The sequence below is a fragment of the Bacillus sp. FDAARGOS_527 genome (assembly GCF_003812125.1).
Classification (GTDB): domain Bacteria; phylum Bacillota; class Bacilli; order Bacillales; family Bacillaceae_G; genus Bacillus_A; species Bacillus_A paranthracis.
In genome coordinates this window covers 550,327-576,208 of record NZ_CP033795.1, presented here as the reverse complement: position 1 = coordinate 576,208, position 25,882 = coordinate 550,327, and the positions used below count along the sequence as shown (strand labels likewise).

At 36.0% G+C, this 25,882-nt stretch carries 25 protein-coding genes and 1 tRNA gene; 9 read left to right on the top strand and 17 right to left on the bottom strand.

What is annotated here, in order from left to right; genetic code table 11:
* Nucleotides 1-3: 3 nt before the first annotated feature.
* The 4 genes from potB to inhA1 form a co-directional block, all read right to left on the bottom strand.
* Nucleotides 4-852 (bottom strand): spermidine/putrescine ABC transporter permease PotB, encoded by an 849-nt coding sequence (potB, locus tag EGX95_RS05300; RefSeq protein ID WP_000715498.1) that lies wholly within the window; start codon nt 850-852, stop codon nt 4-6.
* Complete coding sequence (gene potA, locus EGX95_RS05295; protein ID WP_000720319.1) at nt 849-1,832, bottom strand: spermidine/putrescine ABC transporter ATP-binding protein PotA; 984 nt, start codon at nt 1,830-1,832, stop codon at nt 849-851. The genes potB and potA overlap by 4 nt, the downstream gene beginning before the upstream one ends.
* Nucleotides 1,833-2,070: 238 nt before the next feature.
* Complete coding sequence (locus EGX95_RS05290) at nt 2,071-3,438, bottom strand: aldehyde dehydrogenase (RefSeq protein WP_000116810.1); 1,368 nt, start codon at nt 3,436-3,438, stop codon at nt 2,071-2,073.
* Nucleotides 3,439-3,609: 171 nt separating this feature from the next.
* Nucleotides 3,610-5,997: a M6 family metalloprotease immune inhibitor InhA1 gene (gene inhA1 / locus EGX95_RS05285; protein WP_001035931.1), complete on the bottom strand. Its 2,388-nt coding sequence runs from the start codon at nt 5,995-5,997 to the stop codon at nt 3,610-3,612.
* A 341-nt stretch (nt 5,998-6,338) separates the two neighbouring features.
* On the opposite strand from inhA1, the gene EGX95_RS05280 reads away from it, so the two are divergent.
* Together EGX95_RS05280 and EGX95_RS05275 are read left to right on the top strand one after the other, a co-directional pair.
* Nucleotides 6,339-6,473 carry an anti-repressor SinI family protein gene (locus tag EGX95_RS05280; RefSeq protein WP_000276223.1) on the top strand — a complete coding sequence of 45 codons (135 nt, stop codon included), beginning with the start codon at nt 6,339-6,341 and terminating at the stop codon, nt 6,471-6,473.
* A gap of 79 nt (nt 6,474-6,552) precedes the next feature.
* On the top strand, nt 6,553-6,876 hold the full coding sequence (locus EGX95_RS05275) for a helix-turn-helix domain-containing protein (RefSeq protein WP_000578882.1): 324 nt from the start codon (nt 6,553-6,555) through the stop codon (nt 6,874-6,876).
* Nucleotides 6,877-6,950: 74 nt separating this feature from the next.
* Here the strand turns inward: EGX95_RS05275 and calY are convergent, their stop codons facing one another.
* From calY to EGX95_RS05245, 6 genes are all read right to left on the bottom strand, one after another.
* The gene (gene calY / locus EGX95_RS05270; protein ID WP_000053739.1) at nt 6,951-7,544 is read right to left on the bottom strand and encodes a biofilm matrix protein CalY; all 594 of its coding nucleotides are present in this window, start codon (nt 7,542-7,544) and stop codon (nt 6,951-6,953) included.
* A 426-nt stretch (nt 7,545-7,970) separates the two neighbouring features.
* Entirely contained in the window at nt 7,971-8,711 is a 741-nt protein-coding gene (locus tag EGX95_RS05265; protein ID WP_000917718.1) for a DUF4047 domain-containing protein, read from the bottom strand.
* Nucleotides 8,712-8,868: 157 nt separating this feature from the next.
* A complete protein-coding gene (locus tag EGX95_RS05260) occupies nt 8,869-9,459 on the bottom strand; it encodes a TasA family protein (RefSeq protein WP_000172846.1) in 591 nt (196 codons plus the stop codon).
* A 60-nt stretch (nt 9,460-9,519) separates the two neighbouring features.
* Nucleotides 9,520-10,089, bottom strand: coding sequence for a signal peptidase I SipW (sipW, locus tag EGX95_RS05255; protein ID WP_000767807.1), 570 nt, complete (start codon nt 10,087-10,089; stop codon nt 9,520-9,522).
* A 194-nt stretch (nt 10,090-10,283) separates the two neighbouring features.
* Complete coding sequence (locus tag EGX95_RS05250; protein WP_000247020.1) at nt 10,284-11,570, bottom strand: D-alanyl-D-alanine carboxypeptidase family protein; 1,287 nt, start codon at nt 11,568-11,570, stop codon at nt 10,284-10,286.
* A gap of 155 nt (nt 11,571-11,725) precedes the next feature.
* Entirely contained in the window at nt 11,726-11,953 is a 228-nt protein-coding gene (locus EGX95_RS05245) for a hypothetical protein (protein WP_000251858.1), read from the bottom strand.
* 365 nt (nt 11,954-12,318) lie between these two features.
* On the opposite strand from EGX95_RS05245, the gene EGX95_RS05240 reads away from it, so the two are divergent.
* From EGX95_RS05240 to EGX95_RS05230, 3 genes are all read left to right on the top strand, one after another.
* A complete protein-coding gene (locus EGX95_RS05240) occupies nt 12,319-13,074 on the top strand; it encodes a class I SAM-dependent methyltransferase (RefSeq protein WP_000858636.1) in 756 nt (251 codons plus the stop codon).
* Between the two features lie 220 nt (nt 13,075-13,294).
* Nucleotides 13,295-13,519, top strand: coding sequence for a hypothetical protein (locus EGX95_RS05235; RefSeq protein ID WP_000929649.1), 225 nt, complete (start codon nt 13,295-13,297; stop codon nt 13,517-13,519).
* 189 nt (nt 13,520-13,708) lie between these two features.
* Nucleotides 13,709-13,781, top strand: a tRNA-Val gene (locus EGX95_RS05230).
* A gap of 63 nt (nt 13,782-13,844) precedes the next feature.
* Here the strand turns inward: EGX95_RS05230 and EGX95_RS05225 are convergent.
* The 7 genes from EGX95_RS05225 to EGX95_RS05195 all read right to left on the bottom strand — a co-directional run bounded on the left by EGX95_RS05225 (nt 13,845) and on the right by EGX95_RS05195 (nt 16,809).
* Nucleotides 13,845-14,441 carry a hypothetical protein gene (locus EGX95_RS05225; RefSeq protein ID WP_001169478.1) on the bottom strand — a complete coding sequence of 199 codons (597 nt, stop codon included), beginning with the start codon at nt 14,439-14,441 and terminating at the stop codon, nt 13,845-13,847.
* A gap of 158 nt (nt 14,442-14,599) precedes the next feature.
* Nucleotides 14,600-15,145 (bottom strand): hypothetical protein, encoded by a 546-nt coding sequence (locus EGX95_RS05220; protein WP_001267340.1) that lies wholly within the window; start codon nt 15,143-15,145, stop codon nt 14,600-14,602.
* Between the two features lie 81 nt (nt 15,146-15,226).
* A complete protein-coding gene (locus EGX95_RS05215; protein WP_001195370.1) occupies nt 15,227-15,496 on the bottom strand; it encodes a hypothetical protein in 270 nt (89 codons plus the stop codon).
* Nucleotides 15,497-15,514: 18 nt separating this feature from the next.
* The gene (locus tag EGX95_RS05210; RefSeq protein ID WP_001036570.1) at nt 15,515-15,874 is read right to left on the bottom strand and encodes a hypothetical protein; all 360 of its coding nucleotides are present in this window, start codon (nt 15,872-15,874) and stop codon (nt 15,515-15,517) included.
* 134 nt (nt 15,875-16,008) lie between these two features.
* Nucleotides 16,009-16,191 carry a DUF3976 domain-containing protein gene (locus tag EGX95_RS05205; protein WP_001178301.1) on the bottom strand — a complete coding sequence of 61 codons (183 nt, stop codon included), beginning with the start codon at nt 16,189-16,191 and terminating at the stop codon, nt 16,009-16,011.
* 28 nt (nt 16,192-16,219) lie between these two features.
* Entirely contained in the window at nt 16,220-16,597 is a 378-nt protein-coding gene (locus EGX95_RS05200; RefSeq protein WP_001109916.1) for a hypothetical protein, read from the bottom strand.
* Between the two features lie 2 nt (nt 16,598-16,599).
* Nucleotides 16,600-16,809 carry a helix-turn-helix transcriptional regulator gene (locus EGX95_RS05195; RefSeq protein WP_000428510.1) on the bottom strand — a complete coding sequence of 70 codons (210 nt, stop codon included), beginning with the start codon at nt 16,807-16,809 and terminating at the stop codon, nt 16,600-16,602.
* Nucleotides 16,810-17,634: 825 nt separating this feature from the next.
* Here EGX95_RS05195 and odhA point away from each other — a divergent pair.
* The 4 genes from odhA to EGX95_RS05175 all read left to right on the top strand — a co-directional run bounded on the left by odhA (nt 17,635) and on the right by EGX95_RS05175 (nt 25,882).
* Complete coding sequence (gene odhA, locus EGX95_RS05190; protein ID WP_000197153.1) at nt 17,635-20,502, top strand: 2-oxoglutarate dehydrogenase E1 component; 2,868 nt, start codon at nt 17,635-17,637, stop codon at nt 20,500-20,502.
* A gap of 133 nt (nt 20,503-20,635) precedes the next feature.
* A complete protein-coding gene (odhB, locus tag EGX95_RS05185) occupies nt 20,636-21,892 on the top strand; it encodes a 2-oxoglutarate dehydrogenase complex dihydrolipoyllysine-residue succinyltransferase (RefSeq protein ID WP_000569909.1) in 1,257 nt (418 codons plus the stop codon).
* Nucleotides 21,893-22,016: 124 nt separating this feature from the next.
* Nucleotides 22,017-23,936 (top strand): putative thiazole-containing bacteriocin maturation protein, encoded by a 1,920-nt coding sequence (locus EGX95_RS05180; protein ID WP_000067616.1) that lies wholly within the window; start codon nt 22,017-22,019, stop codon nt 23,934-23,936.
* The gene (locus EGX95_RS05175; RefSeq protein ID WP_000192959.1) at nt 23,933-25,882 is read left to right on the top strand and encodes a TOMM precursor leader peptide-binding protein; all 1,950 of its coding nucleotides are present in this window, start codon (nt 23,933-23,935) and stop codon (nt 25,880-25,882) included. The genes EGX95_RS05180 and EGX95_RS05175 overlap by 4 nt, the downstream gene beginning before the upstream one ends.

Below are 25,882 nucleotides of genomic sequence, written 5' to 3'. Positions count from 1 at the left end.
TGCCTATTCCCCTCCGTTCCCATCATATTTATATACTTTCGTTGCACGATAATATAAGTAAATTAACAGAACAGAGAATAGAACAACAATCATAGATAACGCAGATCCAAACGGCCAATCACGCGCTCCTAAGAATTGATTTTGAATTACGTTTCCGATTAATGCTACTTTCGATCCACCCATAACGTCTGATACAACAAACATTCCGATAGAAGAAACAAACACTAAAATAGAACCGGTAGCAATCCCCGACATCGTCATTGGTACTGTAACATTCCAAAATGCCTTTACTGGTGTTGCCCCTAAATCATAAGCTGCTTCTAGCTTACGCTTATCAAGCTGCTCGATCGCTGCATACACTGGTAAAATCATAAATGGTAATAAAGAATATACCATTCCGAGTATGACAGAAGGTGTATTATATAGTAAATTTAAAGGTTCACTAATAATACCTAGCTTCAATAGCAATGTGTTTACAAGACCTTGTGAACGTAAAATAACAATCCATGCGTAAGAACGAACAAGGAAGTTAATCCAAAACGGGATCGTTGCCAATAATAAAAGAATCGAACGATATTTGCGATCGACAATTGTAATTGTATATGCAAATGGATAACCGATCAGTAAACATATTACTGTGGTAATAACCGCAATTTTTACTGTTTCCCATAACGTCCCCATATATAATGGATCAAATACACGTTCTATGTTCTCTAATGTAAATTGCATTTCTACTGTCCCATATGCTCCGCGCTGCATGAAGGCAAATGCCAATACAAACAGAAGGGGAATTAGGAAGAAGATTAACAGCCATGCGACTGTAGGTAGTGCGAGTAATTTCCCTTTTTTCAATTTAAGGTCACCTCGTCCTCTTGCTCCCAGCCTACGTATACATTATCTCCAATGCTCCACTGTGCTGCTTCTTCAGCAGTTTGATATGCCATTAGTAATTCTGATGTTTTCTCATCACGTACATAAAGCTTCTCCATATTTCCAACAAACTCAATGTCTTCAATATGTCCAAGGTGGTATTCTTTTAAAATTGGCTCTTCAACCGAACGCACTTTTACATTTTCAGGACGAATTGCTACATAGCCTTCCCCGTTTTTCACAATATTATTTTCACCGATAAATGTCGCAACGAACAACGTTTTCGGCTTATTATAAATTTCTTTCGGCGTTCCAATTTGTTCAATATGTCCTTTATTCATAACAACGATACGATCACTCATGCTCATCGCTTCTTCTTGATCGTGCGTTACGTATATGAACGTAATTCCTAAATTACGTTGTAAGTTTTTTAATTCACGTTGCAAGTCTTTTCTTAACTTAAAGTCTAACGCCCCAAGTGGCTCGTCTAGTAATAATACACGCGGGTTATTTACAATCGCTCTCGCAATTGCTACACGCTGCTGCTGTCCACCAGAAAGCTTTGCAGGTTTACGATTACGGAACTCAAGTAACTGCGTTAAACGCATTGCCTCTTCAGCACGCTCTTTCTGCTCTGCTGCCGGTACTTTCTGCATTTTCATACCAAAACAAATATTTTTCTCCACATTCATATGTGGGAATAGCGCATAATGTTGGAACACTAGGTTCATATGACGCTTATATGGTGGCAAATCGTTAATCTTTTCATCATCTAACAAAAGATTCCCTTTAGTTGGCGTTTCAAATCCTGCGATCATACGAAGTAACGTCGTTTTCCCGCAACCACTCGGCCCTAAAATCGTTAAAAATTCCCCTTCTTTAATATCTAAAGAAAGCGGTGGGATAATCACTTGATTTCCAAAATGTTTTTCTACTGCTTCAACTTTAATAATCTTTTTCATTTTCCCGTCCTATCTACCTCAAATTTAAATTTTTATATTCATGAATACATATTTATGTTCTATAGACTATTTTTTGTTTCGATCCAAACAAAAATGGTTATTTAGCAAGCGTTCACTTCTATTCTTTATGTAGTATGTTTGATTCATTTTCGCATGATACATAATGTCGAACAGAAAAACCCCTTCCATTCCGAAGGGGCTATTATCATACGGCTACGCCTACTGATAAACACCATCATCATTTTAACAACTTTCGTATGAATTTTAAAGCACTTTTTGTAGAAGAGTAACGAATTTTCATATCGAATGCCGTAGATTGGGCTAAAATGCTTTTATAATGTGAAAAAGTCCGAAAACTTTCTTCCCCATGATAACTCCCTAATCCACTACTTCCGACGCCCCCAAAAGGTAAATATGGCGTTGCAAGATGATAGACGACATCATTAATACAGCCTCCGCCATACGAAATATTACTCGTTACTTTCTTTTGCACTCCTTTATCTTCAGAAAATACATATAACGCTAACGGCTTCGGGTGTTGCTGAATCGTGTCAATTACATCTTCTATGTTGTCGTATTCTATAATTGGTAAAATCGGACCAAAAATTTCGTCTTCCATAACAGCACTTTCCCATGTAACATTAGTTAACACTGTTGGTTCTATATGTAAAGTTTCTTTTTTATAGTTCCCGCCAATTACAGTTTTACCATCTTTCAAAAACGTACATAAACGTTCAAAATGACGTTCACTCACAATTCGTACATAATTATCATTGTGCAGCGGCTCTTTTCCGTACTGCTTCTCAATTTCATGTCGCAACGCTTCAATTAACTGTTCTTTCACTGAAGCATGCACATACATATAATCAGGCGCTACACACGTTTGCCCTGCATTTAAAAACTTTCCCCACACAATCCTTCTTGCTGTTACATCTATTTTTGCATCTTTATGTACAATACATGGACTTTTCCCGCCAAGTTCTAACGTAAGCGGCGTCAACTGTTTTGCTGCTGCTTCCATGACAACTTTCCCAACGCCCACACTACCTGTGAAGAAAATATAATCAAATGGTTCCTTCAGCAAAGCTGTACTCTCTTCGACGCCGCCTTCTACTACCGCTACAAGCTCTTCTTGGAATAATTCTTCTAACATCCTCGTAATCACTTTGGAAACGTTTGGCGTTAACTCCGACGGTTTTAAAACGATTGTATTTCCGGCTGCTAGCGCTCCTACAAGCGGTGCAATTGCTAATTGAAACGGATAGTTCCACGGTGCAATAATAAGTGTCACACCGTACGGTTCAGGCACTACTTTCCCCTTTGATCCAAAATGAGTGAGTGCTGTTCGAACACGCTTCGGTTTACTCCACGATGAAATATGCTTCAATTGAAAAGAGATTTCTTTTAATACATATCCCACTTCCGTTGTAAATGACTCATGAACTGACTTATTTAAATCTAATTTTAACGCCTGAAATATTTCTTGTTCAAAACGCTGAACGCCTTCATAAAGCTTCTTCAAATTATTCTTTCTCACTTCTACACTTCTCGTATGGCCATTATAAAAATATTCTTTTTGTTTATTTACAATAGAAGAAACACTCATTCATTCACCTTCTCCCACTATTTTCATCCAATTCTTTCATTATTTATATAGACTTCATATATAATAAATTTCTATTCGTAAAGTTACATTATATATAATTTCTTTTTGTATATAAAATTCATTGCTCACAAAAAAACTACCGAAAGAAAATCTCTCGGTAGTTTTACTGTATTAACGATATAAACGAACAGCACCTGCAGAATTATCATCAGCTTGTCCTACTACTTCAAATTTCAAACCAAGCTTCGGCAAAATACGTCCTGCATCTGGAATCTGTTGGTTAATATACGTTTTCGAATCATCAAACTTCGGTACACCCGCTAAGCCATTATACGTATACGTTCCACGCGTTGGAGATACAACTTTCCATGCTGGCGTTTTATCAAATGAGAACGCCGCATCAGCGATTTGGAATCGTGTACTACTTTCAATTGTCGGTTTACCATTTAAAGTTCCTACAATTGCTTCTGGATGAGAATCCACTACACCAAGGAAACCATGCCCTGGATGTAAACCAACCCAGTTATCTGTGTAAGCTGAGTCTGCATACCATACAACCATACCAGAGTTATATTCTGGACCGCGAGCAAATTTCAATGCGCTATCTGATCCAGTATGATTTCTCCACTCTACATAGTAGTTATGTTTTTTCTTCTCAGTTCCGTTAGAAACTACAAAACCATCTAATTTAAATTGTGGTGTACCTTCTGCATCATCAGAGAATACTACTTTACCATCTACTGTTAATGAAGCATTATCAAGTAAGAAACCGTTTAATGCTAAGCCACCATCTGTAATGTACTCAAATGTTAATTTTACTTTCTTACCTTTGAATTGGCTTAAATCATATGATTTATCAATCCATTTTCCATTTGTCGAATCGGCATTTCCACTATTTGCTTTCTCACCAAGTTTTTCAATTAGCGTTTTTTGACCATCTTCTGTTACAGCATGTACTTCAAGGAAATCATATTCCGCTTCGATTTCATATAACGATTTGAAATCAAATTTCGCATTCGTTGCATTCGTTAAATCGAACAATGGTGTTTCTAACGTTGTATGCAGATTGTCACCTTTTGTGCTGTAGTAATACTGCTTACCAAACGCTGGAGCAATCGTTTTTATATCTTTATCAGGTAAGTTCACACGAATCATACCTGGTCTTGCTGATTTCGTAACACTTTGGTCTAAATATGTTGCTAAACCAATACCTTTATTTAATTTCTCGTAATCTACTTCTACAATATTTGCCCAGTTACCACCAATTGTTTTTTGGAAAAACTCTTTATTTTGTGGTGAGAAACTCGTTGGCGTTGTTCCTGCAATCTTACCAGCCCAGCTTCCGCCACTCATAACAGACCAAGCTTGAATTGGCTCACCATGACCAGTATAGTCTGTATCATACTCATCTGGAAGACCTAAATCATGACCGTATTCATGCGCGAATACACCAACCGCGCCATCTTCCGGTTCAATTGTGTAGTCGAATGCTGCGATCTTTCCACCCCAATATGGAACTTTCGCTTGTGTGCCTTCAATTGGGAATGGTTTTGGTCCAACAGTCCAGCGATGTGACCAGATTGCATCGTCACCTAATTTACCACCGCCTGCTTCTTGTCCAACACCCGCATGAATAATCATTAAATGATCGATTAAACCATCCGGTTGTTTTTGATTTCCATCACCATTTACATCGTATTGATCGAATTGGTCAAACTCTGATAAATCAATACCGCTATCTACAGCTGCTTTTAATGCATCTTTTACTAAATCACGTGGTCCTTTTGGTCCTTTATTATCATGACCTGTACCAGCATCTGCACCGTAATCAGCAGCTTTACCAGGAACTGTTAACCATTTTGTAACTGTTCCGTCTACTGTATAACTACCGCCAGATTGCTCTTCGTAATATTGTTTGAACGTTTCAATTTTGCTACCATCTTCTAATGCGAATGGCTCATTACCGAATAACATTTTTTCATAATGTTCTTTGTTAAAATCATCAGTATACATATAACCAGGTTCTTTATCAATATTGTTATGTTTAAAGTCAGCGTACTCTACAAGTAAAACGAGTACTTTATCTTTACGAACTTCACCGTTATATTCTTTTCCCTTTGCTGGAGAAGTTGGTACTTTACCATTTAGACCACCCTTAACTGGCCCTGTCGCTGCAGGTGTTCCTGTTGCTGGTTTGTCTAACTTTTCTTTCGTATCTGCTTTTGCATCTTTCACTTTCTTTAAAAAGTCCGATGCTTCTTTCGTAAGTGGGTCCCCATTTGATACTTCTTTCCCAGGATTTTCACCCTTTTTGTTCTCTACGTATTTTTCGACAGCTTTCTTTGTTTCTGTCTCTGAAGCCTTCGAATCAATTACCCCACGTTTTTTTAGCGCATCTGCTAAACGTTCTTCCGGAATTAAATGATCATCAACTGGGCTCGTAGCTGTCTTATTAACAGGCATTTCAGCATATGCAGATTGAGTACCAGCTCCGAACGAAAGACCTAATACAGCTGTCAAAGCAATTGATGATAAAACTTTGAACGGTTTCTTGTTCATCCCTTATTTCCTCCCCTAATAAATAATATGTATTACAAATTGAATTTTATTAAAAATTCAATATTTTTTCAATATTTAGTCATATTATGTAATGTTTTTAATATATTTGTAAAAATTTCATAGTTAGCATACGAGTATATCACAATTCAACAATGTTTTCTGAAAATATTGAAAATATTTGTCAGAAACTTTATAATCGCCATAGAGGGAATTTAATGGGGATTTTATCTTTGTTTTATCTACAAAATATTTGATAATTCACTACATAAATACAAAATCCGATTGCATTATCACGTATTCTGTAGCAGCAGTTATGACCGATAATTAGGGAGGAATTACATTTGTACAAAGATAAGACTGACACATTGGATCAAGAATGGATTGATTTAATACTTGAAGCTCTAGACGCTGGTATCGCCTTGCAAGATATCGAACATTTTTTCCAACGTATGAGACCATCAAGCCAGGCTCAATAGGTTTGTTCTTTTTAGCGAAGTTTATGTTATAATAATGACATCATAAGACGACGACATATTGATAGAAAGGTGCGCAAATATGATTGGAGAACGTATAAAACGCCTTCGCTTACAAAAAGGTATTTCATTAACTGAACTTGCCGAAAAAGCTGGTGTTGCTAAATCTTACATTAGTTCTATAGAACGAAATTTACAAAAAAACCCTTCCATTCAATTTCTTGAAAAGATCGCAGCAGTTCTACAAATTCCAGTTGATACTTTACTTCATGATGAAACAACAAAGGAAAATCACTTAGACTCCGAATGGACACAACTCGTTAAAGATGCAATGAGCTCAGGTGTCTCCAAAGAACAATTTCGTGAATTTCTTGAATTTACAAAATGGAAGCAAGATCAAAAATAATAAATAGAAAGAAGTGCTTACAACCAGCACTTCTTTTTTCTTTATAAAAAAGCGGGAAATCCCCGCTTTTTGGTTTATTCTTTTGCTTCGCCTTCTCCTTGATGAGCATTGAATGTCCATTCTAAGTTCAATGAATCACCTTGGAATTTATTTTGATCACCTTTATCTTCAAATTCAAATTCTACCCATAAGTAATCTTCAGTACCAGCTGCTAAACCACCATTTTCTCCCCATTCAGGAGCAAAGATTGCTTTAGCTAAAACATCTGGATTTTCTTTTTGTAACTCAGCTAATGTTGTTTCGTATACAGGCTCACTCTGTTTATCCCAATTCCAAATGAAATTCACCTTAATGTGCTCACCAAAGTCTTCACCAGCGTTATCCTTTTTTAAATCATTCACAGTATACTTTGTCGCTAATTGTACGTCTTTAATTGCTAATGAACCGCTATTCTTTAATAAGAACTCTTTCTTTACTTTATCCCCTGGTTTTAAATCTTTAATATCTACAAGCGTTGTAGGGTCTAATGTAAGATCTAACGTTCCAGCCGCAAATGTGTTATTTGATACTTCTTTATCGCTAAAGTAAGCGAATGTTCCTCCACCAATTAAAGATAACCCCAATGCCGCTGATGCAACTCCCATACCTAATTTCTTTTTCAGACTCACAATCAATTCCCCCTAGCTGTTTTTTATATTTTTTATTGCTATCTCTTATTTACAATAAGAGATGTAACTAAAACTATATTAGCTTAGCTAATATGTGTTCTTTTTTAAAAACCTTATGTTCATTATAACGAACATAACTATAGAAATACAACACATATTTATTAATATTTTCAGTTATTTTTATTTCTCAATATTATTCTGAAATTTCCGAAAAAACGAGAAATAGAGAAAAACTTTAATTAATATTCCCTATCTATACTAATTATTAATCTTCACCATCATATTGCCAATTAATTTTCTCATATCTGTTTTTTGACGTAGATTGTTAAAATAAAGAAGACACGCCGAATAGGTGAGTCGCAATATTCTCTCACCTACTCGGCTTTATAACCGCTATTCTCTCTATATGTCGCTGTATTTTACTTGCTATTCTTGTTTCTTACTCTCTTCTTGATTTTTTGCTTCCTCTTGTTTCTTCTTCTCTTCTAGTTTTTTCGTTTCCTCTTGTTTCTTCTCTTCTAGCTTTTTCGCTTCCTCTTGTTTCTTCTCTTCTAGTTTTTTTGCTTCTTCTTGTTTCTTCTCTTCTAGTTCTTTTTGCTTCTCAGCCTCACTCACTTGTTTTGCTGTTTCATCTACTAGTAACTTCTCAAAATCTTGAATTTGTTTATCAATCACTTGTAAATTAACTTCTTTATCAATATACTCACAGTTTTCTTTTACTATATGGAAGCCAGCATTCACATACGAGAATACTTGCTTATTCGATTCAGTTGTATGTCCTTTTAACTCTTCTTGTACTTGATTATAAGGTTCTTCTATTGATTTATATACTTTTTGTAACGATTCTCTCTCAGCAGCTATCTTCTCGCGTCCTTGCTTCCATATAACAAGCGCCTGTTCTATCTCCTGAGTGGATCTAACATTTAATTTTGATTTCATCTCTTTATACTCATGCAAAATAACTTCCTTATGCTGCTTAGCTTGTTCTATTAATTGATCAACTGTTTTTGGAAAAATACTTGCTGTAGAAATAGTAGCCGCTACTTTCGTTTCATGAACGAAAGCTGCTTCTGTATAAGTCATCATTTGAGAGCCTAAATAAAAAGTAATAGAACACAAACATGGCAATATAAGCATCTTTTTGAATTTACGCGGTTGCTTCAGCATTTTAATCTCTCCTATCGAACAACTTGTTCTTTATCAAGAACTATATCTTTATTATAATAAAGTGAATTACAAAATGATATAAAAATTATGTTTCTTTTTATATTTCACTTTTAGCAAAAAAGAGACTATCATTTTTGATAGTCTCTTTTTCTTGTCATTATTTTTTAACTTCGCCTTCGCCTTGTTGCGCTTCAAATGTCCATTTTAATTGAAGTTTATCGCCTTGGAATTCATTTTGAGATGTATTTCTTTCAATAAAGCGGAATTTCACTTTAAATGAATCGTTAGTTCCCGCTTTAATACCTTTCTCAGGCCATAACCAACTTACTATATCATTTTCTGCAGCAGTCACTGTTTGACTCTGCAAATCTTTTAATGTCGTTCTCTTAATTACTTCATCTTTTTTATCAATATTTTTTAAGAAAACTACTTCAATGTCTTCACCAAAGTCTCTCTTATTATCTTTCTTCACATCTTCTACATCATATTCTGTAGTTAATAATACTTTTTTAATATCTAATGTACCTTTATTCTCTAATTTAAATTCTTTTTCAATTGTATCACCTGGTTTTAAATTATCCACTTTCACAATTGTTGAAGGGTTCAGCGCTAAGTCAAGTGTCCCAGACGCAAATGTATTATTTGACACTTCTTTATCACTAAAGTATGCAAATGTTCCTCCACCAACTAATGCAGCCCCTAATACTGCTGATGCGATACCCATTCCTAATTTTTTCTTTAAAGTCATGTCCATATCCCCTTAATATATATTTGTTAATTTCCTAATAGGAAACTATAACCAAAATAACTAGACGGATTGTTCTACTTTTTTCTCTTTCTTTTCTCCATCAATGCTACGAATCGCACTAAAGATAGTAATCGCTGAATAGCCTAGTAAAAAGATTCCTGGAATAATAAGAAGTAAAGCAGCTCCAGCTTTTGAATTCGCATAATTTAATGCATACCCTGCATAAGGAACTGTAATATCTGCATATTTCCCAATGACATTATCCGCAAGTACTGGTTCTAAATCAGGGCCATTGTTGTTATCCCCTTTTGTTTCATACATTACTTTTCCATTTGTATCTTTCACACCGATAATACGGTGAGTGATAATTTTTTCATCTTTCTCTTTAAAAGTAATAACATCACCTTTTTGATATTTAGAGCCATCTTTTGTCGGTTCTATCGCAATGATTGACCCTGTTAAAAATGTTGGTTCCATCGATCCTGATAACACTGATTTAAATTGATATCCCATCACCGTTGGATCCCCACCGCTCGCTTTTGAAGAAATAACTACAAAAGCTAAGCAAATCATTAATGCAAATAAAACAAATGAGATAACGTTGCTAATCACCTTCCAAATTAATTTCATCGTTTCTCTCCCTCTCCGTTGTTTTATATTATTTGAAGTATGCAATATTCAGTTTCGTTCTTTAACAAGAACACAATTAAATAATATAACGAACATATTAGAAATGCAATAAGAAAATTTACAATTATTAGTTATTTATAATATAAAAAAAGGACTGTGAAGAAGTCTCTTCACAGTCCTTGTAAACTAGTAATTTATTTTTCTTCTGCTTTCATTCCTTTTGTATTTCGGCGTAGTACTACAAATAAAATGGCTCCAAATAATATGGCGGCACCTATCCCAATGCTTATTATTTTCACGTTTGATTCGTTTACTTCAGGCTCGATCGTATCTTTTTTAGGCATTGCAAAAGTAACATCTTCTTTAGAAAGAACATTAACCGTCGCAATTGTTTGATTATTCTTTGTGATATCAACTGCCCCAACTACCTCACCACGATGAATTCCTTTATGATACAAAGAATCTTTATCTAATGAAGCCGCACGGAAAATCGTCCTCACATTTTTTCCTTCATCTTTCTTAAGCATCACTTCTGCACTTTTTTCAAGCTCGCTATCAATATCTTTATTTAAATACGTTGTCTTTTGATGCCAACTATGTTTATCCAGTACAGTTTGCTTCACAAATTGACCAAAAGAATAGTCCGCCATCTGCTTTAAATCTTCATAAATTTCAGGTCTTTGAGAAGCCATTACTACATTTATAATACGATTTCCATCCTTCTCATTTAATAGAACGAGCGTATTGCGCGCTTCATTTGTAAAACCTGTCTTACCGCCAATACTAAATGGATTTTCAAAATAAATAGATTTATTAAAAATAGACACCGTCTGCCTAGATGTCGTAACTGTCGTCCTTTTCGTATTCATCGCTTGCAAAATCTCAGGGTACTTTTGCACACCTCTCGTAATCATAGCCATATCATATGGCGTAGTATAATGGTTCGGATCATGCAATCCATTTGGTGTTACAAAATGACTATCGGTAGCCCCTAATTGCTTCGCTCTCTCATTCATCATATTAGCGAAATTCTCAACACTTCCGCCAATACGCTCCGCAATCGCATACGACACATCATTTGCACTCAGCACCATTAAAATCATAAGTGCAGTATTTCTATTAATCGTCTCACCAGGTTGAAACTCAATTTGATAATTACTCTTCTCTTGATCTAATGCTAATTGTGAAAACGTAAATTGATCCTCTGGTTTCGTATGCTCCATAAGTAAAATCGCCGTTAGTACTTTCGTCATACTAGCCGGAAATGCACGATGATGTGCGTTTTTATCATACAAAACATCTCCAGTTTTCGCATCAATCGTAGTTGCAAACTGACTAAAAACATTTGGCCCTTCCTTAGGTGGTGGTGCCACTTGTTCTGGATTCACTCCAACATTCGTCTCAGCACGTAACGTCATAGGTGTCAAAAAAAATAAACAAATAACGGTAATAAAAACCAAAATTTTCTTAAAATTTACCATATGACTCTCCCTTTTCACTATACTCTCACAGCTTAAAAACTGAATCTACCAATCTATATGTAATTTGTATTAAATTGGAAGAATATTCACTGTTTTTTACTATATCATACTTTTACGATAAAGAACATAAATATACAATAAAAAATAAGAAAGAATTATTCTTTCTTATCCTTCTCATCAATTAATGAATCTATTAAATTTTGACTAGCTTCCTCAGGTGTAATCTCATCTGTCATCCCCATAAACGACCAACCTTTAGAATCGACCCACTCAACAAACTCTTGCAAAAACTCATCATGTGTAACATCCACATCAAGAATTGAGCCATTAATTGAAATCGTTCTATTTTTAGATACGCGCATCTTGAACGTTTTCCTTACCATTACGATAATTCTCCCTTTGCTTTTGAATATTTATAAAATAATCTTGTATCTCTGTTATACATGATTTTAAGTAAATTGTAAAAAGGATATATTGGCCAATTTAGATATTAAAAATGGAAATCGCTTATCCTACATACCTCTCGTTCCATATACAAATGGTCATATTATTCAATAATTAAACCCTTTAGATGAATAAGAAATCATGGTCTTTTGGAAGATATCATGCAAAATAGTATAATTTGAACAAGAGAACTAAGGTAGCTCTATGTAGCTGGACTCTTTCGTTGTAGACTTAGAGACCGATGCGAAAATTACTATTTGGTTCCTATTTCTATACATAATATCTTTGGAAAGAAGGTAGTACGGTGAAAACAACAGAAAATTTTACTGACAAGGCCGATATATATGCGAAATATCGCCCTAGTTATCCTAATGAATATATTGATTATTTGCTTTCGGCTAACGAACTAAATGAGAATCAAATTGTGGCCGATATTGGTTCAGGTACAGGGATATTTAGCCACCAGCTGCTTGAAAGTGGTTTACATGTTATTGGAGTGGAGCCAAATGATGACATGAGAAAAATGGCAGAACAATCGTTAAACCAATATCCTCGTTTTCAATCTATAAAAGCAACTGCTGAAAATACCACTTTAAAAGAAAATAGTGTAGATTTAGTGACTGTTGCTCAAGCATTTCATTGGTTTGATAAAGAAGCTTTCAAAATCGAATGCCAACGAATTTTGAAACAAAAAGCACATGTTGCACTTGTTTGGAATAGTAGAGATGTAACTAGTCCACTTATTCAAGAGAACGCAGAAATTTGCCAGAAAACCTGTCCAACCTTTAAAGGCTTTAGCGGTGGAATAGATGAAACTCCAGAAATGTTTAACAGCTTTTTTAAAGATGGAAAGTATGAGTTTAAAGAATATCAAAATGATTTACTTTTTGACTATGAAGGTTTTTTAGGAAGGAATTTATCAGCGTCCTATGCTCCGAAAGAAAATGACGAAGAGTATAAAAACTTTGTTCTTCTCCTATCAGAGTTATTCGAAAAATACAGTAAGAATGGAAAAATTGTTCTCCCAAACTTAACGCGAAGTTATTTGGGCAATGTGTAAACAGCCTGATACAAAGAGACTTTGATCGGAATTAAAACAAGCCTACCCCCTCCCTAAATGTAGAACGGGGTTAGGCTTGTTTTACGTGTTGAAATATAATCACTTTATTGTCTTTTTACAAAAAACAAAACAACTTGCATTTTACCACATCAAATTCAAATGACTTTCGTACAATAAAGTAGAATATATTAGAAAACACCTTAAAATGAGGAGGAACTAAATGGCGCACTGTACGTATTGTAAAACGAAATGGAAAGTAAAAGATGTATGGTCGATACTCGTGACATTTGAAAAAGATTGTCCGTATTGTTTCGGAAGGCAATACCTATCAAAGAAAACAATAAACGCTATGCCAGAACTTTTAAGCTTACCTTTACACTTCTTATTCCCTTTTCTTGTTGATTTGAGTGATGAAGGTCCTTTAGATTGGTATCAAAAAAAATAATATAACCGCTCTATTTTAACCCACTTTTCATTACATTCCCTACCTATATATTCCTTAATACACTACTAAATTGACTCCAAATTCTTCCTGTTCAAAAGATTACTATAAAAATATTGTAAAATTTCAGTTAATTATATATAATTGTTTTAACATAATGATTAAAGATGCTGTTACATAAGCATTTTTGAAGATCCCGTAGCTCAGCAGGGAGAGCGCCACCTTGACAGGGTGGAGGTCGTGAGTTCGAGCCTCTCCGGGGTCATAAAAAAAGAGAAACCATATCAACTTTCTACGTGATATGGCTTCTCTTTTTTATCTAAATCAATCACTTCCCGCCAAACATCTTCTCCAAAGACTTCACATTTGCAAATAATACTTCTTTCAAGTTATCATCTGCAACGATTTTATAGTCACCATCTTTGTTTTTCTTTAAGTTCAATGTAACTTTGCGAGTTGCCATTGCTGCATCTTTATCCGCTAAGTTTTTGACGATAGTTGATGTCATTGTTTTTTCGATTGCTTTTTCAGATTGTTCTTTGTCTTCGCTAAATGCGCTAGCAAAGGTCATTGGCATAACTTCTCCCACTGCTTTTGTTAAAGCAACGGATAGATCAGCAGATGTAATTTCCACTTGCACTTCTGCTTTGTCATCCTTTTTCGATACTTCTTCTAGCTTTTCAAATTTAAAGTTTTTCGTAATGGCGCTCAGCATTGCTTTCGCTTCCGCATCATCTGTTTTTTCATTTAGTTTATTAAACTCTTTGTCACTTTCAACAAAGGTACGAGCTTTTTCTACATCACCTTTTTGTATAGCTGTTAAAAATTCTTCTGTCGTATCTTTCGGATTTGCACACCCTGCTAAAACACCTACTGTTAATCCTACTATCATAATTAACAGTAATAGTTTCTTTATCTTTTGCACGCTCATTCTCCTCTTATCTTTTCTAGTAAGTCAGCATTATACAATAGTATGAAACTGACATTACAAACATTTTTTGGTATAGCATTTATATGATTTATTTTCTATTCATTCCCAAAATATTAAGGGCCTTGCAGCTTTCCTACAAGGCCCCTCTTCTATCAATCCGTATCCGTAGCACAAATGAGCCACATTTTACACTCCTTACTATCTAACACCATCCAAGTAACATCCCACGCAACATCATAAAACCAATCTGTCCAAGGAGCATGACTTTCGAACACTATAATATCCTCATAACGATCTTGGAACATGTATTGACATACATCGCTCGCTAATTGCTTCGCCATTACCATTCTATCCGGAAAGCACTTATATGCTCCTCCTCTTATGATTTGAAATGCAATACTCCCATCAAGCATTACTGCGCTTCTATATTGAAATTGAAACTTATATTTTTCTGACGTATGTATTTTTAACTCTTCTAAGTTATGCATTATATCTAAAGAGTTGAAGATTCTTCTAAAGAAGTGATCGTATCCATCTTTCAAATGTGGTATTTCTTTGAAAAGATTTTCGTTATGTACTTTAAAACAGCTTATTATTGCGCCACCATTTAAGTTTTGTTCCTTAAACGTGTTTAAAATTTTCTCAATAGCTGAGTCATTTGTTTCTATTTTTTCAAACGTTCCCTCTTTCCATCTCATAACGCCCACTACTCTCTATTAAAAATTTGTTTCTTCATTATAAATAGCAAAATAAAACCCAGCAACTTTAAGATTGCTGGGTTATCTCTTATTTATATTCGAAAAAACAATCACAATTGTCCCAAGCACATAATGCCCTACTACCATCCACATACTCCGATCAAAGATCATAAGCGACAACCAAAGTGATATATTAATAGCAGCAAATAATACATATAAAATGAAATCTCTCTTTTGTAGCGCCCCTCTATTCATTACAATGTAGGTTGCACCGATTGGTGGAAAGATAAAGCAAAGGAAAAAAACAAACATTTTTCTTAACGACCATGGATATGAAGTTACTGTCTGCATAGGAATCTCCTTTTCACTTTATAATACTTTTAACATTGGCCTCACAATTCTATATTCTTCACCATCAGGCTCCTTTATGATTAAAGGTGGGTGGGGACCTTTTTCTTCTTCTATCATTGTGAATACTTCTGTTTTTTCCTGTACTATGTTGGATTCACTATTTTTAATAGGTTTTTCACTTGTTTCAATTTTCTTTGTTACTTCTCCTAGCCTTTGCCCGACTTCTTCTGCTTTGGCAGGTTCATTCGTAACATAATATTCTTGCCCTTCCCATACTAACATAGGTGGCACTTGTTCTCGTTTGTTACATATTATATAAGTAGTACTAGCTACAAGTAGTAGACATGTTAATAAAAAGAAGATAGTTTTTTTATTCATATACTATTCTCCCTATCCATCATTTTATTAAATTATATAATATCCATTATATGTGGTAAATGGATTTAATGGGAATTTTCGGATTTTAAACTATAAAGAAAAACCTTACTCAAGTAAGGTTACATTTTTACATTCTATAGTGACCGATTTATTAAAACGATCATTACGATAATCGCTATAAACATAACAACTAAACAGCCGATCATTTTATAAAAGCCTCTTTTCGTTAACGTCCCGCCTTGCACGTCTTTCCGAATAAATAAGAATACAGCTAAAAATAATACAAGTCCAATGCCAAAAGCATACATCATTTGCATATGTTAATCTTCCTTTCTCTTTTCCATCTTAATATCTTTTCGATAAAACAACAAATGAGATGAAAACAGTACTCATCGTAAGTGCCATTAGTATGTTCAATAATTCAGTAGCAGATAGTGTAAGTATTTTTAAGTTTAAGCCGATAGAGAAAAGAAGATAATATGCTGTTAATGCAAAAAAGGTCACGAACATTCCTTTATAACGAATGAGTTTCATTCGTTCGTCTTTTTCTTTAAATTGTGGGTGCAGGTAACTTAGGCAAAAACACATAATCATCATACCAAGTAATGGATAAGTTGCTTCTGGCGGTACGGAATGCGTCATTATACCTGTTAATATCATAAATCCACTCATGAATAGAAAAATAATTCCCATGATAACGAAGTACTTTTGTGAATAGTTCATCTTTATTCCTCCCCTTCTTTTCCTTCATAAATAAATACATGTTCTATCGTTGTCTGAAATGTTTTCGCGATTTCAAATGCTAACGGAAGTGACGGATCGTATTTTCCCTTTTCAATTGAAATGATGGTTTGTCTGGAAACGCCAAGTTTCTCAGCCAATTTTTCTTGAGATAGTCCAAATTTTTTTCGGTATTCGACCATTTTATTTTCCAAGGAAATTTCTCCCTCCTTCCTTATAACGAGTATATACGTAAAGGAAACTTTACGTCAAGTTTACTTTACATCTGTTTTGTTTATTTTTCGTTCTATTTATATAGAAGAAACTTTTTAATTTCAGCACGTCTATTTTGAAACAAAATACGGAACACTGTAACTAACAGTTACTATATCTCCTCCTCTCTTTTTTTAAAATTTAATATCTCCATATTTGTTTTATCCTTTTAAAATATTTCATTTATCCCTTTATTCGGCGAAATGTGTTATTGGTTTTACGGTGTTTTTCGTCATATTTATAGAAACTAACTGTTTATAAAGCATTTTTTATGTTTAGCAACTTTTTTTGTAGAAATCCTTCACTTTCCTTTCAATATTTAACACTATCTAAATAAAGTTTACGATAAATTCATAATTTTTTATTTTTTATACTATATTCCGTTATATTGTTGTATAATATCAATGAAAGCGCTTATTATTTCAATATACATAATTCGAACTTATTTTTATCGAAACATTCTAACTATTATACTTATATTTACATGCTACAATTTTAGTTATTTGTATAGGTATACCAAATATATCCACCCTATTTTTCTGTAAAATTACTTTATAACATGAAAGATTAACTTGGGTGATAAGTTATTGTGAATGTTTTTTTACAAAACAGATAAGTAATAGTGTTTGGTATTATGTAAATTATTGTAATAACATAAGAGTAAAGAAAAACATTTACATTGATTATTGGTTCATCAATTATTGAAAAGAGCAAAATGCACCTTTTTGTATGGAAAAAGGATTATATGCATTGGGAGGTTTAAACAAATGACGAGGAAGAATACAACGACAAACCCTTGGGCCAAGTTCCACGGTCCGAACCTTGGTTATGTTATTGAACAGTATGATCTTTACGTAACTGGAGCAGGTTCTGTTGATCCGGAATTACAAGAGCTTTTTGAAATTTTTGGAGCTCCTTCGTTTCAAGATGATGTCGTAACAGGGGACAACACAGCAACACATTTTTCTCCTCAAAACACAGGGAACATTGAAAAAATTCTTAAAGTCGTTCAGCTTGTTGAACAGATTCGTTCTTTCGGGCATACGTTGGCTCACATCAATCCGATGGAAGATGCTGCAAATGGACAATCTCTTCTTGAGAAAGCAATGAACGAACTGAGCGACGCTGATTTGAAAGCGATTCCAGCAAAAACAGTATGGCAAGATGCACCAGAAGGTATTCACACTGCACTTGATGTAATTCATAGATTAAAAGAAGTGTATACACAAACTTTAGCTTATGAATTTTCTCATATACAAGATAGTGAAGAACGCGCGTGGTTGCATCAAATGGTGGAATCAAATTCATTGCGTCAACCACTATCAAATCAAAAACGAACTGCTCTTTTAAAACGTTTAACAGCTGTTGAAGGTTTCGAGCAATTCTTGCATAAAACATTCGTTGGGCAAAAGCGTTTCTCTATCGAGGGCGTTGATATGCTTGTACCCGTTCTAGATGAAATTGTGCTAGAAGGTGCTAAAAATGGCGTAGAAGATGTCATGATTGGTATGGCTCACCGCGGTCGCCTAAGCGTACTTGCACACGTATTAGAAAAACCATATAGTCACATGTTTGCTGAGTTCAAACATGCAAAAATAGAAGGCGCAGTAGCAAACTCTGGTTGGACTGGCGACGTAAAATACCATTTAGGTAGAGAACAAGTCGTTAGTAACGAAGAAGTTAGTACTCGCGTTACATTAGCAAATAACCCAAGTCACCTTGAGTTCGTGAATCCTGTTGTAGAAGGTTTCGCACGTGCGGCTCAAGAAAATCGTAAAAAATCTGGTCTTCCAGAACAAGATACTTCAAAATCATTCGTAATTTTAGTTCACGGTGATGCTGCATTCCCTGGTCAAGGTATTGTATCTGAGACACTCAACTTAAGCAGATTGAATGCATATCAAACAGGCGGAACAATTCATGTTATCGCAAACAATGCAGTTGGTTTTACGACTGATAGCTATGATTCTCGTTCTACGAAATATTCAAGTGACCTTGCAAAAGGTTTCGATATTCCGATTGTTCACGTCAATGCTGATGATCCGGAAGCTTGTCTTGCTGCTGCTAATCTTGCGATTCAATATCGCATGTTGTTCAAAAAAGATTTCTTAATCGATTTAATTGGTTACCGCCGCTACGGTCATAACGAAATGGATGATCCAGCAGTTACACAACCACAAGTGTACAAAAAGATTAAAAATCACCCAACTGTAAGAGCAATTTATGCAGATCAATTACAAGCTGCTGGTGTTCTAAATGCAGATGAAATTGAAACAATTACACAGTTTACGCAAGAGCAATTAAAATCTGACTATGCACAAGTACCGCCAGCTGATACGAGCGATGCAACAATTCACGTTAAAGTGCCAGATGTTGTTGCAAAGGGCATTCAGTCAATTGATACTGGTGTTGAGCTTGATTCACTTCGTGCAATTAATGAAGGTCTACTCTCTTGGCCAGAAGGCTTTAACGTATATCCGAAAGTGAAGAAAATTCTTGAGCGCCGTAAAGACGCTCTTGAAGAGAACGGTAAAATTGAATGGGCACTTGCTGAGTCATTAGCATTCGCTTCTATTTTACAAGAAGGTACACCAATTCGTTTAACTGGTCAAGATTCACAGCGTGGTACATTCGCACATCGTCACATCGTATTACACGATACGGATACAAATGAAACATATTCACCATTACATCGCTTACCAAACATCAACGCTTCATTCTCTGTTCATAACAGTCCGTTATCAGAAGCTGCTGTTGTTGGTTACGAGTATGGTTATAACGTATTCGCTCCGGAAACGCTTGTTATGTGGGAAGCGCAATATGGTGACTTCTCAAATACTGCGCAAGCATTATTTGATCAATATGTTTCAGCTGGAAGAGCAAAATGGGGTCAAAAATCTGGTTTAGTTCTTCTATTACCACACGGTTATGAAGGTCAAGGGCCAGAGCACTCTAGTGCACGTCCAGAGCGATTCTTACAGTTAGCTGCTGAGAACAACTGGACAGTTGCAAACTTAACGAGTGCAGCACAATACTTCCATATCCTGCGTCGTCAAGCATCTATCTTAGGAACAGAAGCTGTTCGACCATTAGTATTGATGACGCCGAAAAGTTTATTACGTCACCCACTTACGCTTTCAACTGCTAGTCAGTTAAGCGAAGGACGTTTCCAACCTGCTTTAGAACAAGAAAACCTTGGCATGAAACCAAACAAAGTAAAACGTCTTGTTTTAAGTACAGGTAAAATGGCGATTGACTTAGCAGCAGAAATCGAGTCTGGTAAGCATGAGTACAACTTAGATGAAATTCATATCGTTCGTATTGAACAGTTGTACCCATTCCCTGCTGAGAAAGTTCAATCTATTATTAAACGCTTTAAAAACTTAGAAGAAATTATTTGGGTTCAAGAAGAGCCTCGTAATATGGGCGCATGGCATTACATGGCTCCAATTCTGTTCGAACTAGCTGGAGATAAAGTGAAAACAGGTTATATTGGACGCCCAGATCGCTCTAGCCCATCTGGCGGCGATCCATTCGCTCACAAAGCTGAGCAAGAACTAATTGTTTCACACGCTTTAGACGTGAAGTATAACTTCCGTCAAGATAAACTAGAAATTGAAGTTTTCAGCAACTAAAAAGTAACAATGAAGATTTCTAGCTTGTTCCTTGGGCAGATATTCTGCCCAAGGTCAGGCTAACAAATGGAGATTACCGAAGACAAAAGAAGAAAAAACACACCGTTAGGCAAATAAGGGGAGGACATTTAAAATGATCGAAATTAAAGTACCTGAGCTTGCAGAATCTATTACTGAAGGAACTATCTCACAATGGCTTATCAACGTAGGCGACAAAGTTGAGAAAGGTGGCAGCGTTGTTGAGCTTGAAACTGATAAAGTCAATGTAGAAATCATTGCAGAAGATTCAGGTATTGTATCGAAGTTACTAGGCGAACCTGGGGATACAGTTGAAGTTGGCGCAACTATCGCAATTTTAGATGCAAACGGAGCACCAGTTGCAGTAAGTACGCCTGCACCGGCTGAGCAACCGAAACAAGAAACAGCTGAAGCACCAAAAGCTGCGGCACCAAGTGCTGAACAAACTGCAACTTTACAAGGTTTACCAAATACAAACCGTCCTATCGCATCACCAGCTGCTAGAAAAATGGCTCGTGAATTAGGAATCGACTTAAACGACGTACGTAGCACAGATCCACTTGGCCGTGTGAGACCACACGATGTACAAGCTCATGCTGCAGCACCGAAAGAAGCACCAGCTGCTCCAAAAAGTCCAGCTCCTGCTCCAGTTGCAAAAACTGAATTCGAAAAACCAGTTGAGCGCGTGAAAATGTCCCGCCGCCGTCAAACAATTGCAAAACGTCTTGTAGAAGTTCAACAAACATCTGCAATGTTAACAACATTTAACGAAGTTGATATGACTGCAATCATGGAATTACGTAAAGAGCGTAAAGATGCTTTCGAGAAAAAACATGATGTACGTCTTGGTTTCATGTCATTCTTCACAAAAGCAGTTGTTGCAGCATTAAAACAATTCCCATTATTAAATGCTGAAATTCAAGGCGACGAGCTTATCATTAAAAAATTCTATGATATCGGTATTGCAGTAGCAGCTCCAGATGGATTAGTTGTTCCAGTTGTACGCGATGCGAACCAATTAAACTTCGCTGAAATCGAAAGCGAAATTCGTGAATTAGGTAAAAAAGCACGTGATAACAAACTTTCACTAAAAGAACTACAAGGTGGTACATTTACAATTACAAACGGTGGTGTGTTCGGTTCTCTAATGTCAACACCGATCCTAAACAGCCCACAAGTTGGTATTTTAGGAATGCATAAAATCCAAGTACGTCCAGTTGCAATCGATAACGAACGTATGGAAAACCGCCCAATGATGTACATCGCTTTATCTTACGATCACCGTATTGTTGATGGCAAAGAAGCAGTTAGCTTCCTTGTTGCTGTTAAAGATATGCTTGAAGATCCAAAATCATTATTATTAGAAGGTTGATGGATTCATAATCTATTACAGGCTGTAGAATATATCATTCTACAGCTTTTTTTATTGCATTCATACGGGACAAATCGCATGACATAAGGTAATAATGTATGCCTAAAAAGTAAGGAGGATTAAAATGAGTAACCTTCCAGCACATGCAAAACTAAAAGCAAATAAAGATACTTTCTTCCTCCCCGACTCAAACGGGGGTGTCTATTTTCGAAATAACGCCAGTTCATTTCGTATGGACGGTGACGGAATTTATAACTGGATTGAAAAATTAATGCCAATGTTTAACGGTAATTATTCTTTAGCAGAAATAACGGATGGTCTCCCTCTCCCCTATCAAAATCGTGTATTTGAAATTGGAGAGATTTTATATAAAAATGGGTTTGTCCGTGATGTAAGTCAAGATGCACCTCATGAATTAAACAGTGCATTACTTGATAGATATGCTTCGCAAATTGAATTTCTAGAAGCAGATTCTCATTCAGGCGCTTTAAAATTCGAAACGTACCGCAATGCAAATGTACTTATAATCGGCTCTGGAGATATGCTTACTTCCTTAGTTTCTTCTTTATTAGAATCCGGATTACCTACCTTTCATTACCTTGTGACAGATTATGAAGAAACGAATTACGACCGTATTCACGAGCTAGTAGAACTTGCGCATGAAGTAGATGATGCTGTACTTGTTCAAGAAATAGATACAACAATTGATCGTCCCCTGCATGAAGTGTTCGAGCCCTTCGACTGGATTTTGTACGTTTCTCAAAATGGAGATATTGATGGCCTAAGAGCAGCTCACACGATTTGCAAGGAAGTAGGAAAGAACTTCATACCAGCCGTTTGTTTATCAGCACTTGGTATAGCTGGTCCTGTCGTAATGGCTAATCGTGAAGAATGCTGGGAATCCGCATGGCATCGGCTACATGAAACAACTTTACAAAATGAACATTCATCAGCTTCATTTTCACCAATTACATCTGCAATGCTAGCAAATATAATCGTTTTTGAATTATTTAAACACGTTGCTGATGATTCACATCGAGAAAAGAATCCACAATTCTTTTTATTAAATTATGAAACACTCGAAGGAGCATGGCATCCTTTTATAAAACATCCTCTCGCCACTGATGAAAGTTTTACAATTGATACGATAGAAAACCTTTCTGAAAAACTTGAGCATCGGTCTAACCAACATACCTCAACTGATTTATTCCGTTTTTTCGATTCATTAACTTCTAAAGAAACTGGTATATTCCATGTATGGGATGAACAAGATTTATATCAATTACCATTATCACAATGCAATATTCAAGTGGCTACACCTCTATCAGATGGCCCAGCTTCCCTCCTGCCTCTTATAACTTGCAGTGGTTTAACTCATAACGAAGCGCGCCGAGAAGCTGGTTTAGTAGGAATTGAAACATATGTAGCGGAAATTATGCACCGCCTTATTCCTGAACATAACGATATCGGTATTGGCGCTGGAGAAACGATGACAGAGGGTGTATACCGGGCACTACAACAACATTTAAACCACAAACTGTATGAACGACAATCACATATGCTAGAAGAAATTACGACGGTCGACTTAACCGAAATTCATGATAAACATTGTAGATTTTATTATGATGCCCTCGCTACAATTCTTGAAACACCTAAAATCGCAATGGGTGAAGATATTCTCAGCTTTCCAGTCGTTTGGGTCGGTATAAATGATCGATGGTATGGCGCATCTAATATTAATATGACGTTAGCCTTACGAAACGCACTACAACTATCACTTCTTCATATTCAAAATGAAGATACGCCTTACAGAACTAATATTTTGCCTGAATCATCTATTATTTTATATGACACGGATTCTTTTAGAGTGGAAATACAAGCGGAAAAAGAAATTCCAGATGCGCAATCATTACAGCTTGCCCTGCAACATTTAGAAGAACATCATTTTTATCCATTCGTGTTTGATTTAGCGATTGAATCATTTTTGAAAGAAAACTTAGATGGTGTGTACGGGGTATTAATTGCAAAGGAGGACGGTCTATGACTCAAAATATATTGCTTATAGGAGATGGCATTCTTGCAGACTATGTACATGATCAATTATGCAAACAATATTCCATCATTCGCCAACATACAATTGCAGATGAACTCCCTGAAAATATCGACCTCGCTCTCGTATTACACGACGGCTCTCCTTCTACGATTCATCATGACGCTGAGCTAACTTTCCGGTCAAATCATATTCCGTGGCTACGTGGTTTTACTTCATTTGGTGAAGGTATTATCGGTCCTTATATTCATCCTCTTGCAGCGGGATGTACTCATTGTGCCGATGGACGACGCTTTATCGCTGGATTTGATCAAAAAGAAATGTGGGAGCTACAACGAAAATATGCGGTAAAAGAAGAAAACGTAACGAGGCGTGATGTACGTGCCACCCAAAATGGCATTCTGCAAATGTGCCATCTTATTTGCGCAGAAACAGAAAAAATATTAACTCATAACTATTCTTCTTTAGAAAATGAACTCATTTTACTAAACTTACAAACAATGCAATGTACGCGGCATTCTTTTCTTCCAGACCCCCTCTGTCCTGTATGTAGTAATTTGCCTGATGATACAGCTGATGCGGCAACGATTTCGTTACAACCAAGCTTAAAAACAAGTGATGCAACATATCGCTGTCGTTCCATTCATGAACTAAACACATTTTTAACGAAGGACTATTTAGATTACCGAGTCGGTATGTTGAACGGAAAAATGCAGCATTCTTTATTACCATTTGCTGACGTTATTATAAACATGCCATTAATGTTTGGAAATGAAGGGGTTGCAGGCCGAACTCTTTCATTTGCGATAAGTGAAGCAACTGCTATTTTAGAAGGTTTAGAACGATATTGTGGTATGTCACCTCGAGGGAAAAAGACAAATGTGCATGGTAGTTTCCATGATTTAGAGGATCATGCACTAAATCCCCTTACGCTCGGTGTACATACAAATGAACATTATAATCGTGATGGTTTTCCATTTAAACCGTTTGATCCTGACTATGAACAAAACTGGGTATGGGGATATTCATTGTCACAAAACCGGCCAATTTTAGTTCCGGAATCAATCGCTTATTATAGCCTCGGTCATCGAGATGCTTACGTATATGAAACGTCAAATGGCTGTGCAATTGGTGGTAGTTTAGAAGAAGCAATTTTTCACGGCATTTTAGAAATTGTAGAACGTGACGCCTTTTTGCTCACTTGGTATGCTGAATTACCTCTTCCCCGCCTTGATCTTAGTTCAGCAAATGATACGGAATTACAATTAATGATCCAGCGGCTATACACGATTACCGGTTATGAATTACATGCTTTTAATGCAACGATGGAACACGGCATCCCAAGCTTATGGGTAATTGCGAAAAATACGCGTGAAAATGGAATGAACGTTGTTTGCGCTGGAGGCTCTCATTTGGACCCAGTCCGCGCTTTAAAGAGTGCCATCCATGAAATAGCAGGCATGTTACTTATAACGGACGATGAACTTGAGGAAAAAAGAGAGTACTACGAAAACTGCTTACAAGACGCTTATCTCGTAAATAAAATGGAAGACCATAGTATGCTGTACGGATTGAAAGAAGCAGAAGAACGCCTTCACTTTCTTTTACGTGACGACGCTCCGATGCAAACGTTCCAAGAAATGAACGGATTACAATCATTTGATCTTGATTTAACATCCGATCTTCATCAACTTTTAGACCGTCTAGGGCAATTTGGACTTGAAGTAATCGTTGTAGATCAAACAGTGCCTCTTATAGAAAAAAACGGATTACATTGTGTAAAAGTCATTATTCCAGGCATGCTACCGATGACGTTCGGCCACCATCTCACTCGACTTACAGGGCTAGATCGAGTGTATACCGTACCAATGACACTTGGATATACAGACGAACCTTTAACGACTGAACAATTAAATCCACATCCGCACCCGTTTCCATAG